The organism is Enterobacter cloacae complex sp. P29RS (genome assembly GCF_014893445.1).
In the GTDB taxonomy this organism is placed as follows: domain Bacteria; phylum Pseudomonadota; class Gammaproteobacteria; order Enterobacterales; family Enterobacteriaceae; genus Enterobacter; species Enterobacter intestinihominis.
In genome coordinates, this window is record NZ_JADBPZ010000015.1 from 17,017 (window position 1) to 33,565 (window position 16,549).

General features: G+C 56.8%; 13 protein-coding genes. 7 read left to right on the top strand and 6 right to left on the bottom strand.

The genetic code is table 11. The features are described 5' to 3' along the window. Window positions 1-10: 10 nt before the first annotated feature. From IM282_RS12725 to clpS, 3 genes are all read right to left on the bottom strand, one after another. On the bottom strand, window positions 11-460 hold the full coding sequence (locus IM282_RS12725; RefSeq protein ID WP_126503662.1) for a hypothetical protein: 450 nt from the start codon (window positions 458-460) through the stop codon (window positions 11-13). Window positions 461-713: 253 nt separating this feature from the next. Further along, window positions 714-2,993, bottom strand: a complete 2,280-nt coding sequence (gene clpA, locus IM282_RS12730; protein ID WP_022647611.1) for an ATP-dependent Clp protease ATP-binding subunit ClpA — start codon at window positions 2,991-2,993, stop codon at window positions 714-716. A gap of 27 nt (window positions 2,994-3,020) precedes the next feature. Beyond that, entirely contained in the window at window positions 3,021-3,341 is a 321-nt protein-coding gene (gene clpS / locus IM282_RS12735) for an ATP-dependent Clp protease adapter ClpS (protein WP_006174393.1), read from the bottom strand. Window positions 3,342-3,608: 267 nt separating this feature from the next. Here clpS and cspD point away from each other — a divergent pair, with 267 nt between their 5' ends. Continuing rightward, entirely contained in the window at window positions 3,609-3,830 is a 222-nt protein-coding gene (gene cspD, locus IM282_RS12740; RefSeq protein ID WP_006174390.1) for a cold shock-like protein CspD, read from the top strand. A gap of 70 nt (window positions 3,831-3,900) precedes the next feature. On the opposite strand, the gene macB is transcribed toward cspD, so the two are convergent. Both macB and macA read right to left on the bottom strand, forming a co-directional pair. Further along, a complete protein-coding gene (gene macB / locus IM282_RS12745; RefSeq protein WP_023305795.1) occupies window positions 3,901-5,841 on the bottom strand; it encodes a macrolide ABC transporter ATP-binding protein/permease MacB in 1,941 nt (646 codons plus the stop codon). After that, entirely contained in the window at window positions 5,838-6,953 is a 1,116-nt protein-coding gene (macA, locus tag IM282_RS12750) for a macrolide transporter subunit MacA (RefSeq protein ID WP_022647609.1), read from the bottom strand. The genes macB and macA overlap by 4 nt, the downstream gene beginning before the upstream one ends. A gap of 159 nt (window positions 6,954-7,112) precedes the next feature. On the opposite strand from macA, the gene IM282_RS12755 reads away from it, so the two are divergent. Beyond that, on the top strand, window positions 7,113-8,069 hold the full coding sequence (locus IM282_RS12755) for a VirK/YbjX family protein (protein ID WP_192970457.1): 957 nt from the start codon (window positions 7,113-7,115) through the stop codon (window positions 8,067-8,069). On the opposite strand, the gene IM282_RS12760 is transcribed toward IM282_RS12755, so the two are convergent. Next, window positions 8,066-9,724 carry an ATP-dependent endonuclease gene (locus IM282_RS12760; protein ID WP_192970458.1) on the bottom strand — a complete coding sequence of 553 codons (1,659 nt, stop codon included), beginning with the start codon at window positions 9,722-9,724 and terminating at the stop codon, window positions 8,066-8,068. The two genes, IM282_RS12755 and IM282_RS12760, sit on opposite strands and share 4 nt — an antisense overlap. 291 nt (window positions 9,725-10,015) lie before the next feature. Here IM282_RS12760 and aqpZ point away from each other — a divergent pair, with 291 nt between their 5' ends. From aqpZ to poxB, 5 genes are all read left to right on the top strand, one after another. Further along, complete coding sequence (gene aqpZ, locus IM282_RS12765) at window positions 10,016-10,711, top strand: aquaporin Z (protein ID WP_026080729.1); 696 nt, start codon at window positions 10,016-10,018, stop codon at window positions 10,709-10,711. Between the two features lie 177 nt (window positions 10,712-10,888). Then, the gene (locus tag IM282_RS12770; protein ID WP_022647606.1) at window positions 10,889-11,788 is read left to right on the top strand and encodes a lysine exporter LysO family protein; all 900 of its coding nucleotides are present in this window, start codon (window positions 10,889-10,891) and stop codon (window positions 11,786-11,788) included. Between the two features lie 144 nt (window positions 11,789-11,932). After that, complete coding sequence (gene hcp / locus IM282_RS12775) at window positions 11,933-13,585, top strand: hydroxylamine reductase (protein WP_023299708.1); 1,653 nt, start codon at window positions 11,933-11,935, stop codon at window positions 13,583-13,585. A 10-nt stretch (window positions 13,586-13,595) separates the two neighbouring features. Further along, on the top strand, window positions 13,596-14,564 hold the full coding sequence (gene hcr / locus IM282_RS12780; protein ID WP_063146160.1) for an NADH oxidoreductase: 969 nt from the start codon (window positions 13,596-13,598) through the stop codon (window positions 14,562-14,564). Between the two features lie 238 nt (window positions 14,565-14,802). Further along, window positions 14,803-16,521, top strand: coding sequence for a ubiquinone-dependent pyruvate dehydrogenase (gene poxB, locus IM282_RS12785; RefSeq protein ID WP_022647603.1), 1,719 nt, complete (start codon window positions 14,803-14,805; stop codon window positions 16,519-16,521). Window positions 16,522-16,549 lie beyond the last annotated feature (28 nt).

The window sequence follows — 16,549 nt, forward strand, 5'->3', positions numbered from 1 at the left end:
ATTTATGGCCTTAGTGTGGCTGTGTCGGCAGATGTATTGTCATGCACGGGTTCATGGGTACGATTAAATCTTCAGCTATCGCGTGGGTAATGTCATGCAACAGTCCCGTCAGGTGCGGCAACATATCGCGGTCAAAATGCGAAACCAGCAGCACGTGGTTTAACGCCCGGCAGTAGTCACATTTCGTTTCTGTATCTTCCAGCAACCACTCCGTTTGTCGCGGCTGTTCCGCTTCGTCCTCAAATTCCACCACCTGAAAATCACGCATGGATTCTGTGAGGCCGGATTTTACCTCTTCCAGATAAGCTCCGAGACAGCGGCAAACGGGCTGCGTTTGTGGGAGAGATTTGCAGTCGAGAAGGATTTCGGTGAGCAGCTTGCAGCGCTCGGCCAGGGTTGGGAGATCGGGGTTGAGGGAGAGTTCGGTGTAGAGCTGGGCGAAGCTATTAATATTAGTCATATGTAATCCTTTATGCACGCAAGATTGTCTGTGCACACACTTTCAGGACGCCAATCCCGGCACCCGATTTTGCAGGTGCGACGCCATTTTATTACTGTAGATTTATCCAGCAACTGACTTCGAAAGAAACTGGAAAGCGCCTCGCAAAATTCCTCTGCGGCCTGATGCCCTCACCCCAGCCCTCTCCCACTGGGAGAGGGAGCAAACAAAAAAAACGGCAACCGAAGTTGCCGTTTTGCTTTTACCTTTCAACTCAGTGAGCCGCTTCCGGCTTGTGCTTCGCCGCACTCTGGAAATCATACGTCAGCTCGTTCTTCGCCTGATCCAGCGCCACGGTCACCTGACCGCCGTCCACCAGCGACCCAAACAGCAGCTCGTTCGCCAGCGGTTTCTTCAGGTTGTCCTGAATCACACGCGCCATCGGACGGGCACCCATCGCACGGTCGTAGCCTTTCTCGGCCAGCCAGTTGCGGGCCTCCTGGCTCACTTCCAGCGACACGCCTTTCTGATCCAGCTGAACCTGCAGCTCGACGATGAACTTATCCACCACCTGATGGATCACCTCGGTAGACAGGTGATCGAACCAGATAATGTTGTCCAGACGGTTACGGAACTCCGGCGTGAAGATCTTCTTGATCTCCTCCATCGCATCGGTGCTGTTATCCTGATGGATCAGGCCGATGGATTTGCGCTCGGTTTCACGTACCCCGGCGTTGGTGGTCATCACCAGCACCACGTTGCGGAAATCGGCCTTGCGCCCGTTGTTATCGGTCAGCGTCCCGTTGTCCATCACCTGCAACAGGATGTTGAACACGTCCGGGTGCGCTTTCTCGATTTCATCGAGCAGCAGGACCGCGTGCGGATGCTTGATCACCGCGTCGGTGAGCAGGCCGCCCTGGTCAAAGCCCACGTAGCCCGGAGGCGCACCAATCAAACGGCTGACGGTGTGACGCTCCATATACTCGGACATATCAAAGCGCAACAGCTCAATGCCCAGCGCTTTGGAGAGCTGCACCGTTACCTCGGTTTTACCCACACCGGTCGGGCCGGCGAACAGGAAGGAACCGACAGGCTTGTGGTCATGCCCCAGGCCAGCACGGGCCATCTTGATCGCTTCGGTTAAGGCCTCAATAGCTTTATCCTGACCAAAGACCAGCATTTTCAGGCGATTGCCGAGGGTGCGCAGCGTATCACGGTCGCTCTGAGAGACGCTCTTCTCAGGGATACGTGCGATACGGGCCACCACGGACTCGATATCCGCTACGTTCACGGTTTTCTTACGCTTGCTCGCTGGCATCAGGCGCGCACGCGCACCCGCTTCATCAATCACGTCGATCGCTTTATCCGGCAGATGACGATCGTTGATGTATTTCACCGCCAGCTCCACCGCCGCACGCACCGCTTTCGCGGTGTAACGCACGTCATGGTGCGCTTCGTACTTGGTTTTCAGGCCGTTGATGATCTGCACCGTTTCGTCAACCGACGGCTCGGTTACGTCGATTTTCTGGAAACGACGCGCCAGCGCACGATCCTTCTCAAAGATGTTGCTGAACTCCTGGTACGTCGTAGAGCCCATCACGCGGATCTTGCCGCTGGAGAGCAGCGGTTTGATCAGGTTGGCGGCATCTACCTGACCACCGGAAGCCGCGCCTGCGCCGATGATGGTGTGGATCTCATCGATAAACAGGATGCTGTTGGTGTCCTGTTCCAGCTGTTTTAACAGCGCTTTGAAACGTTTTTCAAAATCACCGCGGTATTTGGTGCCCGCCAGCAGCGAGCCGATATCCAGCGAGTAGATGGTGCAGTCGGCAATCACTTCCGGCACGTCGCCCTGCACAATGCGCCAGGCCAGACCTTCGGCAATCGCGGTTTTACCCACGCCAGATTCCCCCACCAGCAGCGGGTTATTCTTGCGGCGACGGCACAGCACCTGTATGGCACGTTCCAGCTCTTTGTCGCGGCCAATCAGCGGGTCGATACCGCCAACGCGAGCAAGCTGGTTAAGGTTGGTGGTGAAGTTTTCCATACGATCCTCCCCGCCTGCTTGCTCTTCATTGCTGTTGATCTGTCCGCTGGGATCCGATGCCTGGTTAGGCTCGTCTTTTCGCGTTCCGTGAGAGATGAAGTTGACCACATCGAGCCGGCTGACTTCGTGTTTACGCAGCAGGTAGGCCGCCTGGGACTCCTGCTCACTGAAGATGGCGACCAGCACATTGGCGCCCGTCACTTCGCTACGTCCGGAAGACTGGACGTGGAAAACCGCGCGCTGTAGCACGCGCTGGAAGCTGAGCGTCGGCTGTGTGTCGCGCTCTTCTTCACTGGCTGGCAGCACCGGTGTGGTTTGTTCGATGAAGGCTTCGAGTTCCTGACGTAGCGCCACCAGATCCACGGAGCAGGCTTCCAGCGCTTCGCGGGCAGATGGGTTGCTAAGCAGTGCGAGCAGCAAATGCTCGACGGTCATAAACTCATGTCGGTGCTCACGCGCTCTGGCGAAAGCCATGTTTAAACTGAGTTCCAGTTCTTGATTGAGCATAGGCACCTCCCCCAATTTTATGCCTTATCAGGCCTTTTCCAGCGTACACAGCAACGGATGCTCGTTCTCCCTTGCATAGTCGTTCACCATCGCTACTTTGGTTTCCGCTACTTCGGCAGTAAAGATGCCGCAGATCGCTTTGCCACGATAATGAACGGTAAGCATCAGTTGCGTTGCACGTTCAACATCATAAGAAAAGAACTTTTGTAGCACGTCAATAACAAATTCCATCGGCGTGTAATCATCGTTCATTAACATAACTTTATACATAGATGGCGGTTTTAGCGCGTCGCGCACTTTATCTTCCGCCAGCTGGTCAAAATCCAGCCAATCGTTGGTCTTACCCATTATGCATAACCACTTTGAATCTACCTCAGATGTTAGATAACAATCATCTATTACTGTCATCCGCGATGTCTGTCACAAACTGTTGCAATAGCGTTAACTGCCTCAAATTTTGGTTGATTATTGTCCCAACTCCAGCGCCAAACGCTTGACGGCTTCTTCCGTTTCTCTAAATTGTACAAGCGTGAGTTGGCGAGGTTTTGAACAGCCCCCACTCCACCACCGGTTCATTCCATCTTAATTTATAAGATTTACGAAGGATGTCGAAGCATGGAAATGGGTACTGTTAAGTGGTTCAACAACGCCAAGGGGTTTGGCTTCATTTGCCCCGAAGGCGGCGGCGAGGATATCTTCGCTCACTATTCCACCATTCAGATGGATGGTTACAGGACGCTCAAAGCCGGGCAGTCCGTCCGGTTCGATGTACACCAGGGGCCAAAAGGCAATCATGCCAGTCTGATCGTCCCCGTTGAAGCAGAAGCGGTTGCATAGCTCTCTGATTCATTGTGTACACCCTGCAGGCAAAATGCCAGCCCGATCGGCTGGCATTTTTATTTTCGGGTTATTCGCGCGCCAGCGCATCCACCGGATCCAGCCGCGCCGCGTTTCGCGCCGGTAGCCAGCCGAACAGAATACCGGTGAAGGTGGAACATAAAAACGCCGTCAGGATCGCCATCGGCGAGAAGCCAATCTCCCAGCCCGGTAAGAAGAGCTGGAGCGCAAAGGCGATCATCATCGAGAGCGCAATCCCCATCGCACCGCCCACCAGACACACCAGCACCGCTTCAATCAAAAATTGCTGCAGCACGTCGCTGGCTCTGGCTCCGACCGCCATACGGATGCCGATCTCCCGCGTACGTTCGGTCACCGACACCAGCATAATGTTCATCACCCCTATCCCGCCGACGACCAGCGAAATCACCGCCACCAGCGTCAGGAACAGCTGAAGAGTACGTGTGGTCTTTTCCGCCGTTTTCAAGAGGCCATCCATATTCCAGGTGAAGAAATCCTTTTTCCCGTGGCGCAGGGTTAACAGCCGCTCCAGCTGCTGTTCCGCCAGCCCGCTGTCGTAGCCCTCCTTCACTCGAACGGTAATAGAGTTAAGCCAGGACTGCCCCATGATGCGCCCGGAAATGGTGGTGTACGGCAGCCAGACGCGCAGGATTTTACTGCTGCCGAACATCGACTGCTTCTCTTCCGCCACGCCGATCACCGTCGCTGGCATGTTGCCTACGAGGATCACTTCCCCCACCACATTGGTCTTATTCGGGAACAGCTGCCTGCGGGAGTTAGCGTCTAACACCACCACCTGCGCCCTGCCCGCCAGTTGTTCAGCGTTGAAGGTCGCCCCTTCGCTGAAGGTCATGCCGTAGACGTTGAAGTAATCTCCGCTGACGCCGTTAGCGCTGGCCGCCACGTCGATGTTGCCGTAGCGCAGACGCAGGTTTTGCGAGACGGCAGGCGTGGCGGAGTTCACCCACGGCTGCTTCTGAATAGCCGCCAGATCGTCGTACTTCAGCGCCTGCTGATACTGCGGCTCGTCGTCGCCAAAATCTTTGCCGGGGTAAACGTCGATGGTGTTAGTCCCGATGGCGCGAATATCTGCCAGCACCAGCTGTTTCGCCGCATCGCCCACCACCACAATCGACACCACTGAGGCAATACCAATAATGATGCCAAGCATGGTCAGCAGAGTGCGCATTTTGTTGGCCGCCATCGCCAGCCAGGCCATGGTCAGCGCCTCGCGGAAACCGCTGGAAAACTGGCCCCAGCCAGTTGCGGCCGGCAGCGCCTCTTTCGCCGCCGCCGCTCTGGACTGACGTGGCGGCGGGTTGCTGACCAGCTCGCCGTCGTGGATCTCGATAATGCGTTCCGCCTGCGCTGCCACCTGCGGATCGTGGGTAACGATAATCACCGTATGCCCCTGATCGCGAAGCTGATGCAGGATCGCCATCACCTCTTCACCGGAATGGCTGTCGAGCGCACCGGTTGGCTCATCGGCGAGGATCACCTGCCCACCGTTCATCAGCGCGCGGGCAATACTCACGCGTTGCTGCTGACCGCCGGAAAGCTGCGAAGGCTGATAATCAACACGCTCCGCCAGCCCAAGACGCGTTAATAGCGCCTTCGCGCGTTCGAGGCGTTTTTTGCGCTCGACGCCCGCATACACCGCCGGCACTTCCACATTCTGCGCCGCGCTCAGGTGTGAAAGCAGATGGTAACGCTGGAAGATAAAGCCAAAATGCTCGCGACGCAGCTTCGCCAGCGCGTCGCCGTCCAGGGTGGAAACATCCGTCCCGGCCACGCGATAGGTGCCGCTGGTAGGCTTATCCAGACAGCCGAGAATGTTCATCAGCGTTGATTTACCCGAGCCCGATGCCCCGACAATCGCCACCATTTCACCGGCTTCAACGCGCAGGGAGATGCCTTTCAGCACCTCCACCGGCCCGTCGCCGGACGGATAGCTGCGACGAATGTCATTCAGCTCAAGCAGCGCCGTCATTGCGCGGCTCCAGGCAGGCTTTCGCTGGTGACCACTTCCTCACCCTCTTCCAGCCCTTTTACCACCACCACGTCGGTGTCGTTACGTGCGCCAATCACCACTTCCCGCTCGCGGGTTTCACCGTTGCGCAGCACTTTCACCTTGTAGCGATTGTCCCCGGCGGATTCGCCCAGCGCGGAGAGCGGAACCGTCAGCACGTTTTTCACGCCGGTCAACTGGATATGCACCTGAGCGGTCATGTCCAGACGCAGCACGCCCTGCGGGTTTGGCACCTCAAAACGCGCATAGTAGAAGATGGCGTCGTTGACCTTCTCCGGCGTCGGCAGGATATCTTTCAGCACCCCTTCATAGCGGGTTTGCGGATCGCCCAGCACCGTAAACCAGGCTTTCTGCCCCGGCTTAAGGTGAATGACGTCCGCTTCAGATACCTGGGCTTTCACCAGCATGGTGCTCATATCCGCCAGGGTCAGGATGTTCGGCGCCTGCTGCGCGGCGATGACCGTCTGGCCTTGCAGGGTGGTTATCTGCGTCACTTCCCCGGCCATTGGCGCAACGATTTGCGTGTAATCGAGGTTGGTTTTCGCCGTATCCAGCGAGGCCTGATTCCGCTTGATTTGCGCATCGATGGTGCCAATCTGCGCCTGCTTCACCGCCAGCTCCGTGGCGGCTGTGTCCAGATCCTGTTTCGAGATGGCCTGCGTTTTCGCCAGCGCCTGCTGGCGCGACAGGGTGACCTGAGCGAGATTACGCTCCGCCTGAGCCTGAGCGCGCTGCGCGCGCAACTCCATCAGCGTCGCTTCCACTTCGCGGATCTGGTTTTGCGCCTGCTCAGGATCGATCACGCCCAGCAACTGGCCTTTTTTAACCTTATCGCCAATCTCAACCGACAGGGTTTTAAGCTGACCGCTGACCTGCGCGCCCACGTCAACCTTACGCAGGGCATCCAGCTTCCCCGTCGCCAGCACGTTTTGTTGCAGCTCGCCCGGACGAACAATCAGCGTTTGATACTGTGGTACCGGCGCGTTCAGTACCTTCCATAACCAGAATCCGCCTGCTAACACCACTACCGCCAGCAGCAGAAACAGCTTTCTGCGTTTTCCCTTCAGGTTCATAAATATTCCAAATAATTGTTCTGGCTATCATCACCGTTGATTTTATCTAAACCACTCCTCAACGAAACCCCCGATCCCCGTAATCGTCGGGAATTGTTTACCCGATGTTGATAAAGCGCCTGCTGAAATAGCGAAATTCCACCAGAAGCAGGATCTAACATGTCTTCCATCGTCGATACACCTTATTCAACGCTGTCCCAGCCTAAATCGGGCTGGCAACTGTTTAAAAGCCTGGCATCGGGTTCCCTCACGCCGGGGCTGGCGTGGCAAAATCCGGCCTATCGACGTAAGTTTATGCTGCGCTCGCTGGCAACGCCGTTCACCACTGCGCGCCTGCTCGGAAACCTTGCAAAACAGCCCCGTCTGATGCAGATCCTGCGCGTGCAGCCCGGCCTGCCGTGCCGCCTGCACCGACCGTGGCTGACCGTCAATATGGGCCGTCAGAATACGCTGGACGCATTGGACAATCACTATCAGATGATGAGCCGCCATCTTCCGGCGTCACTGCTGAACGGCTACCTTTCCAGCCAGGGCATCACGCTGGTGACGTTAACGGGCAAAGAGGAGAAGCAGTTTAGCGTTCGCCTGAGCGCGGATGCGTTTCTGGACAAAGAAGGGGAAGCGACCCTCACTTTTTGTGACCACCAGAACACGGTGCTGGCCGAGCTGACCTTTACGCTGTGCAAATACCAGGGCAAGTCAACGCTCTTCATCGGCGGAATGCAGGGGGCGAAAGCGCATGTCCCGCACGAGCACATTCAGCTGGCGACCAAAGCCTGTCACGGACTGTTCCCAAAACGTCTGCTGGTTGAAGCGGTCATGACGCTGGCAGGCGCCTTCCCCGTCGAGCAGATCCTCGCGGTGAGTAACGCCACCCACATCTACCGCAGCTGGCGCTATCGCAAGAAAAAAGAGGGAAAATTGCTGGCTGACTATGACAGCTTCTGGCGCTCCCTTGGCGGACAGCAGCAGGAGAACGGCAACTTTGCCCTGCCACTGACCATGCCACGCAAACCGATGGAAGAGATTGCGAGTAAAAAACGATCCGAGTACCGCCGCCGCTATATCCTGCTTGATAGCCTGCTCCAACAGGTATCGCAGGCGACTGCCCGTTAATCGGCTCTCCCGCGTGCCAGCCAGAGGACGCGGGAGAACATTTTACGCAGCAGCGTGGGCACCGACTCCACGCCCCGCCTGCCCGCTTCCGTCGCGACTTCAATGGCCAAATCCGGTTTTGACGACCGATGGATAGCTTTGGCAATCACCCGACGCATATTCATGGGCACATCCACCGGGATCATCGCCACGCGGTGAAAGACATCGTCAAATCCCTGGCGGTACATAAAGTGCTCCATGTCCATCGCGGGCAGCGTGGTCAGATGTTCCCGCTCCTCTTCACGATCGTTATTGAGCAGGCTACGCACGGTCGCCGCATATTTTTTACCCGCCTCATCGCCATCCACCAGCACGTGCCACTCTATCCCCATCCGGCGCGCAAATTTGATCAGCGGCTTTAAGCCAGACTGAGCAAATTCGATCACTTTGATCCCTTCGGCATCAAAGTGGTGCCCGCACTGGCGCGCCAGCTCGTTTATCACCCAGGTTTCAGTTTCCCCTTCCACCAGCAACCAGCAGCGGGCAAACAGGGAAGAGGCTCGGTTAAAACGGATATGAAACGCAATGCGCCGGCCATCTTCGGCATTTAACCCGCCGGGCCCGAGCCGGTAGGCGGTGACCCGCGAGGATTCACGCACCAGGCGGCAGACATACTCCACCGGCGTCAGGGAGAGCAGCTCGCCGGAATTCGTGGTGGTGACACGCTGCAACGGCAGCAGATTAAGAAGATGCCACGCCACGGAAAGCATAATCGGGTGCAGCCGCGTTTCCGGATCTTCCACCAGCAGCAGAGGGCGCGCGTACCGATCCAGGCGCACCGTCCCTTTCGCCTGTAAAAGCGTGGAGAATAATCCCAGCAGGATCACCCGATGCGTGCGCCCGCTGGGGCGGTCGATCATGCGGTTGATAATATCGAGATAGCGCCAGCTTCGTTGCTCGTCGTGCGAGCGGCGGCGCATCAGGCGGTGGCGCGCCTGCCCCGTTCCCTGCTCAGAGAAGTAGTGCTCCAGCAGTTGCACCATGGCAGACAGTCCCTGACGGATCTGGCCGTCGGTGAGGTTCTGCGGCCGCGAGACCAGTTCACGGGCGAGGAAATCCAGCTCGCGGGCGGTTACTTCCACCTCGGGCATATTCGGTACGGTGCCGTTACGGATCCGCCGCATAAAGCGCGCGTCTCGTAAGCGCAACACGGGGGAGAGGCGGATAAGATGGCGGGCAAGCTCGTCAATATTATCGAGCGGGATCGGATTCCCCTTCTCATCAAGAAATTCACGCAGGGTTAATACCCCGTCGTTTTGCGCCATTTCGCCCTCAAGGCGATAGAAAATACGCTGGAACCCATCTTCACAGGGCACCCAGCAGGGCGACATAGGGCGAAAACGACGCACGCGATGGCGACCGGGCTCGGATTCGCGGAAGGTCAGAATGATATGCAGGTGTTTCTCGCGCCCGTTGACATCCCCCGGCGGAAACCAGAAGTCATCATGGACGAAGTGGTACAAGTTCTCTTCGGGCGAAAGCAGTAGCGTCAGGGCATCCAGCAGGCTGGATTTACCCCAGGCGTTTTCGCCTATCAGGACGTTGTTCTGTTCCAGTTGCAGCGACAGGCGGTTAATCCCGCGAAACCCGACAATCTCCACACGTTCGAGTAGCATACATCCCCCGCATTTCGGCCACTTTTTCCTTCAAATTATCAGCAGTATAGCGGCAGGCTGTAGGTCACGACAGCAGAATATACGCCCCCTTAATTATTGGGCTATGCTCTAATTACCTCCGTTCTGAACAAGGATTGACATCACATTGCCTTAAATCAAATTTAGTGAATTTATTTGAGTGGCGAAGGGATGTTGATGGTTTCAAAATACTGGCTCTTTGAGTCGTCATCCCTTTATGGCGATATAACCCGCGCGCAGGAATGGGCGCGGACGTTTATTATTGAGGTGGTTATGTTCAGAAAATTAGCGGCAGAATGCTTTGGTACATTCTGGTTGGTGTTTGGTGGCTGCGGTAGCGCAGTACTCGCAGCCGCATTTCCGGAATTAGGTATTGGATTTGTCGGCGTCGCGCTGGCATTCGGTTTAACAGTATTAACCATGGCATTCGCCGTGGGGCATATTTCCGGCGGTCATTTCAACCCGGCCGTCACGTTAGGTTTATGGGCGGGCGGACGTTTCCCGGCGAAAGATATTATTGGCTATATTATTGCCCAGGTTATTGGCGGTATTATTGCCGCGGCGGTGTTGTACGTCATTGCCAGCGGAAAAGCCGGGTTTGACGCCGCGGCCAGCGGATTTGCGTCAAACGGCTTCGGCGAACACTCTCCAGGCGGCTACTCAATGCTGTCTGCTATCGTGATTGAAATTGTGCTCACCGCAGGTTTCCTGTTGGTGATCCACGGCGCAACGGACAAATACGCGCCTGCGGGCTTTGCCCCCATTGCTATTGGTCTGGCGCTGACGCTTATCCACCTGATCTCCATCCCGGTGACCAATACCTCCGTTAACCCGGCACGCAGCACCGCGGTGGCTATTTTCCAGGGCGGCTGGGCGCTTGAACAGCTGTGGCTGTTCTGGGTGATGCCAATTATTGGCGGTATTCTGGGCGGCGTGCTGTATCGCACCCTGCTGGAAAAACGCGATTAATTAAGTGCGGCCTGTAATGTCGGGTGGCGCTAAAGCTTACCCGACCTACGTGAGTGTGCACTTTGTAGGCCGGGTAAGGCGCAGCCGCCACCCGGCTTTCTTTTGCCGCTTTACTGTACAGCCTTTATTGGGTAGTGTCTCTGGCGCTTAAATGATACTCAAAAGGACCGGCTGTTCATGTTCTCAGGACTCCTCATCATTCTTCTGCCCCTGATTGTGGGCTACCTTATTCCGCTGCGTCATGAATCAGCCTTAAAGCTTATTAATCGTTTTCTCAGCTGGATTGTTTACGTCATTCTGTTCTTTATGGGGATCAGCCTGGCCTTCCTGGATAATCTGGCGACGAACTTGCTTTCCATCCTGCATTATTCTGCGGTTACGGTAGTGGTTATTCTGCTGTGCAATATTGCCGCGCTGTTCTGGCTGGAACGCACTATTCCCTGGAAAAATCACCACCATCAGGAAAAGCTTCCCTCCCGAATTGCGATGGCGCTGGAATCATTAAAGCTGTGCGGCGTGGTGGTGCTCGGTTTTTTACTGGGGCTAACCGGATGGGCTTTTTTACAGCACGCTACGGAAGCCAGCGAATATACGCTGATTTTCCTGCTCTTCCTGATCGGTATTCAGTTGCGAAATAATGGCATGACGCTGAAGCAGATTGTCCTGAACCGCCGGGGCATGATGGTTGCCGTTATCGTTGTAGCCAGCTCAATGGCGGGGGGAGTGATTAACGCCTTTATTCTCGATCTTCCGCTGAAAACCAGCCTGGCGATGGCATCCGGTTTTGGCTGGTATTCGCTGTCCGGTATTCTGCTGACCGAATCGTTTGGTCCGGTGATCGGCAGCGCCGCCTTCTTTAACGATCTGGCGCGCGAGCTGATAGCCATCATGCTGATCCCCGGCCTGGTACGCCGCAGCCGCTCTACCGCGCTGGGCCTGTGCGGGGCCACCTCAATGGACTTTACTCTGCCGGTGTTACAGCGCTCGGGAGGTCTGGAGATGGTTCCTGCCGCTATTGTACACGGCTTTATTCTGAGCCTGCTGGTCCCCATCCTGATGGCGTTCTTCTCAGCCTGATACTGCTTTGGCGGTAGTGAACCTGCCGCCAAAATTGCGCTAAATCAATAACCCTCCACTTAGTATAAGAAAGCACTTTTCTCCGTTGTGGCACAGGCATAACCTTAAACATGTATCTCAAATATAACTTTAACAGGTGTGATTATGTTTTGTGTGCAATGTGAACAAACCATCCGTACCCCGGCAGGCAACGGCTGCTCTTACGCGCAGGGTATGTGCGGCAAAACCGCAGAAACGTCCGATCTCCAGGACCTGCTGATTGCGGCGCTGCAAGGCTTATCCGCCTGGGCCTTCAAGGCCCGTGAATATGGCCTTGTCGATCACTATGTCGACAGCTTTGCGCCGCGCGCATTTTTCTCCACGCTGACTAACGTTAACTTCGATTCTCCACGCATTGTGGGCTATGCCCGCGAAGCGATTGCCCTGCGTGAAGCCCTGAAAGCGCAATGCCTGAATGCCGACGCCAGCGCCCGCGTGGACAACCCGATGGCGGAACTACAGCTGGTGAGCGACGACCTGGGCGAGCTACAGCGTCAGGCCGCCGAATTTACTCCCAATAAAGACAAAGCGGCGATTGGCGAGAACATCCTCGGCCTGCGCCTGCTGTGCCTGTACGGTCTGAAAGGTGCTGCGGCGTATATGGAGCACGCGCACGTACTCGGCCAGTACGACAACGACATTTATGCCCAGTACCACAAAATCATGGCATGGCTGGGCACCTGGCCTTCCGACATGAACGCCCTGCTGGAATGCTCGATGGAAATCGGCCAGATGAACTTCAAAGTGATGAGCATTCTGGATGCCGGTGAAACCAGCACCTACGGCCACCCAACGCCGACGCAGGTCAACGTCAAAGCGACCGAAGGTAAATGCATCCTGATCTCCGGCCACGACCTGAAAGATCTCTACAACCTGCTGAAGCAGACCGAAGGCACCGGCGTTAACGTCTATACCCACGGCGAAATGTTGCCCGCGCACGGCTACCCGGAACTGCGTAAATTTAAGCATCTGATCGGTAACTACGGCAGCGGCTGGCAGAACCAGCAGGTGGAGTTCGCCCGCTTCCCTGGCCCAATCGTCATGACCTCTAACTGCATCATCGACCCTACCGTGGGCGCGTATGACGACCGTATCTGGACCCGCAGCATCGTCGGCTGGCCGGGCGTGAGCCACCTTGAAGGCGATGATTTCGGTCCGGTTATCGCACAGGCGCAGCAGATGGCAGGCTTCCCGTACAGCGAAATTCCGCACCTCATCACCGTCGGTTTTGGCCGTGAAACCCTGCTGGGTGCGGCGGATTCCCTGATTGACCTCGTCAGCCGTGAAAAACTACGTCACATCTTCCTGATCGGCGGCTGTGACGGCGCGCGCGGGGAACGTAACTATTTCACCGATTTCGCCACCCGCGTTCCGGAAGACTGTCTGATCCTGACCCTGGCCTGCGGTAAGTACCGTTTCAACAAGCTGGACTTCGGCAACATCGAAGGTCTGCCACGCCTGGTGGATGCTGGTCAGTGTAACGATGCATATTCAGCCATCATTCTGGCGGTCACGCTGGCAGAGAAACTGGGCTGCGGCGTGAACGATCTGCCGCTGTCGCTGGTGCTCTCCTGGTTCGAGCAGAAAGCGATCGTTATTCTGTTGACCCTGCTCTCTCTCGGCGTGACCAACATCGTCACCGGGCCGACCGCGCCAGGCTTCCTGACGCCGGACCTGCTGGCCATCCTGAACGAGAAATTTGGTCTGCGTTCCGTGACCAACGTTGAAGATGATATGAAGCAACTGCTGAGCGCGTAAGGAGTAACTCATGACCATGCCAACCTCACAATGTCCGTGGCGGATGCAGGTTCATCACATCCAACAGGAGACGCCGGATGTGTGGACACTGTCGCTGCTGTGCCATGACTACTACCCGTACCGCGCAGGTCAGTATGCGCTGGTGAGCGTGCGTAATTCGGTGGATACCCTGCGCGCCTACACGATCTCCTCCACGCCGGGCGTGAGCGAATACATAACGCTCACCGTCCGTCGTATTGATGACGGCGCAGGCTCCCGGTGGCTGACCCGTGACGTGAAGCGCGGGGATTACATCTGGCTGTCTGACGCGCAGGGCGAGTTCACCTGTGACGACAAGAAGGAAGACAAATTCCTGCTTCTGGCGGCAGGCTGTGGCGTAACGCCGATTATGTCGATGCGCCGCTGGCTGGCGAAATACCGTCCTCAGGCCGACGTGCAGGTGATCTTTAGCGTGCGTTCCCCGGAAGATGTGATTTTTGCCGAGGAATGGCGAAATTATCCGGTGACCCTGGTGGCTGAGCACAACGCGACGCACGGTTTTGTCGCGGGGCGTCTGAGCCGCGAAATGTTGCAAAGCGTGCCGGACATTGCGGATCGTACCGTGATGACCTGCGGCCCGGCGCCGTACATGGAGATCGTGGAGAAAGAAGTGAAAGCGCTCGGCGTGACCCGCTTCTTTAAAGAGCAGTTCTTCACGCCTGTAGCGGCAGCGGCGACCAGCGGGATGAAGTTCACGAAGCTGCAACCGGCGCAGACCTTCTTTGGTCGCGTGGGCACCACGCTGCTTGAAGCGCTCGAAAGCAATAACGTGCCGGTAGCGGCAGCCTGTCGCGCGGGTGTGTGCGGCTGCTGTAAGACGAAGGTGGTTTCCGGTGAATACACCGTCACCAGCACCATGACGCTGACCGATGCGGAAATTGCAGAGGGTTACGTGTTGGCGTGTTCATGCCATCCGCAGGGGGACCTGGTGCTGGCATAATCTGGCGCAGTGCCTCCATTTGTTGCCGGGTGGCACTGCGTTTACCCGGCCTACTTTGTACATGTTGGCTCTTCGTAGGCCCGGTAAGCGTTAGCGCCACCGGGCTTTTTGCCGGGTGGCACTGCGTTTACCCGGCTTACGTTGTGCCTACTGCCTGTGCGTATGGAATACCAGGCAGCCAATACAGTGACTTTCTTCTAAGCTTGTAAGCGATATCACATAAAGGAGAAGGACCACCATGAAACAAACCGTGGCTGCATACATAGCGAAAACCCTGGAGCAGGCTGGCGTAAAGCGTATCTGGGGCGTCACCGGCGATTCGCTGAACGGACTCAGCGACAGCCTCAACAAGATGAAGACCATTGAATGGATGCCCACCCGCCATGAAGAGGTCGCCGCCTTTGCCGCGGGTGCCGAAGCGCAGCTCACGGGCGAACTCGCCGTCTGTGCAGGTTCCTGCGGACCGGGAAACCTGCACCTTATCAACGGTCTTTTCGACTGTCACCGCAACCATGTTCCGGTGCTGGCGATTGCCGCACATATACCGTCATCCGAAATCGGCAGCGGCTATTTTCAGGAGACGCATCCTCAGGAGCTGTTCCGTGAATGCAGCCACTACTGCGAGCTGGTCTCGTCGCCGGAGCAGATCCCACAGGTGCTGGCGATAGCCATGCGTAAGGCGATCCTGAATCGCGGGGTTTCGGTGGTTGTGCTGCCGGGGGACGTGGCGCTGAAGGCCGCACCTGAAACCGCCACCACCCACTGGTACTCTGCGCCACAGCCAACCATTACCCCTGCGGATGAAGAGCTTAAAAAGCTGGCGCAACTGCTGCGATACTCCAGCAATATCGCCCTGATGTGCGGCAGCGGCTGTGCCGGCGCGCATAAAGAGCTTGTGGAATTTGCCGCTAAGCTGAAGGCGCCAGTTGTGCACGCCCTGCGCGGGAAAGAGCACGTTGAATACGATAACCCGTACGATGTGGGCATGACCGGGCTGATCGGTTTTTCCAGCGGCTTCCATACCATGATGAACGCCGATACGCTGATCCTGCTCGGCACCCAGTTCCCGTACCGCGCGTTCTACCCGACGGATGCGAAAATTATCCAGATCGACATTAATCCCGGTAGCATCGGCGCGCACAGCAAGGTGGATATGGCGCTTATCGGCGATATTAAATCCACCCTCGCCGCCCTCCTGCCGCTGCTGGAAGAAAAAACGGACCGCAAATTCCTCGATAAAGCCCTGAGCGACTATCGCGATGCGCGTAAGGGGCTGGACGATCTGGCCAAACCGAGCGAAAAAGCGATCCACCCGCAGTATCTGGCGCAGCAGATCAGCCACTTCGCCGACGACGATGCCATCTTCACCTGCGACGTGGGTACGCCCACCGTCTGGGCCGCACGGTATCTGAAAATGAACGGCAAACGACGCCTGCTTGGGTCGTTCAACCATGGCTCAATGGCCAACGCCATGCCGCAGGCGCTGGGCGCAAAAGCGACGGCACCGGAACGGCAGGTGGTGGCGATGTGCGGCGACGGCGGGTTCAGTATGCTGATGGGGGATTTCCTGTCGGTGGCGCAGATGAAGCTTCCGCTGAAAATCGTGGTCTTTAACAACAGCGTGCTGGGCTTTGTGGCGATGGAGATGAAGGCCGGAGGCTACCTCACGGACGGCACCGAGCTGCACGACACCAACTTCGCCCGCATCGCCGAAGCCTGCGGTATCACCGGTATTCGGGTGGAGAAAGCCTCAGAGGTGGACGAAGCCCTGCAACGTGCCTTCTCCATCGACGGCCCGGTGCTGGTGGATGTGGTGGTCGCCAAAGAAGAGCTGGCAATCCCGCCTCAAATCAAGCTGGAACAGGCTAAAGGTTTTAGCCTCTACATGCTGCGCGCCATCATCAGCGGGCGCGGTGACGAAGTGATCGAACTGGCAAAAACCAACTGGCTCAGGTAAAACATTTCACAAGACCTCTTAAATGAAA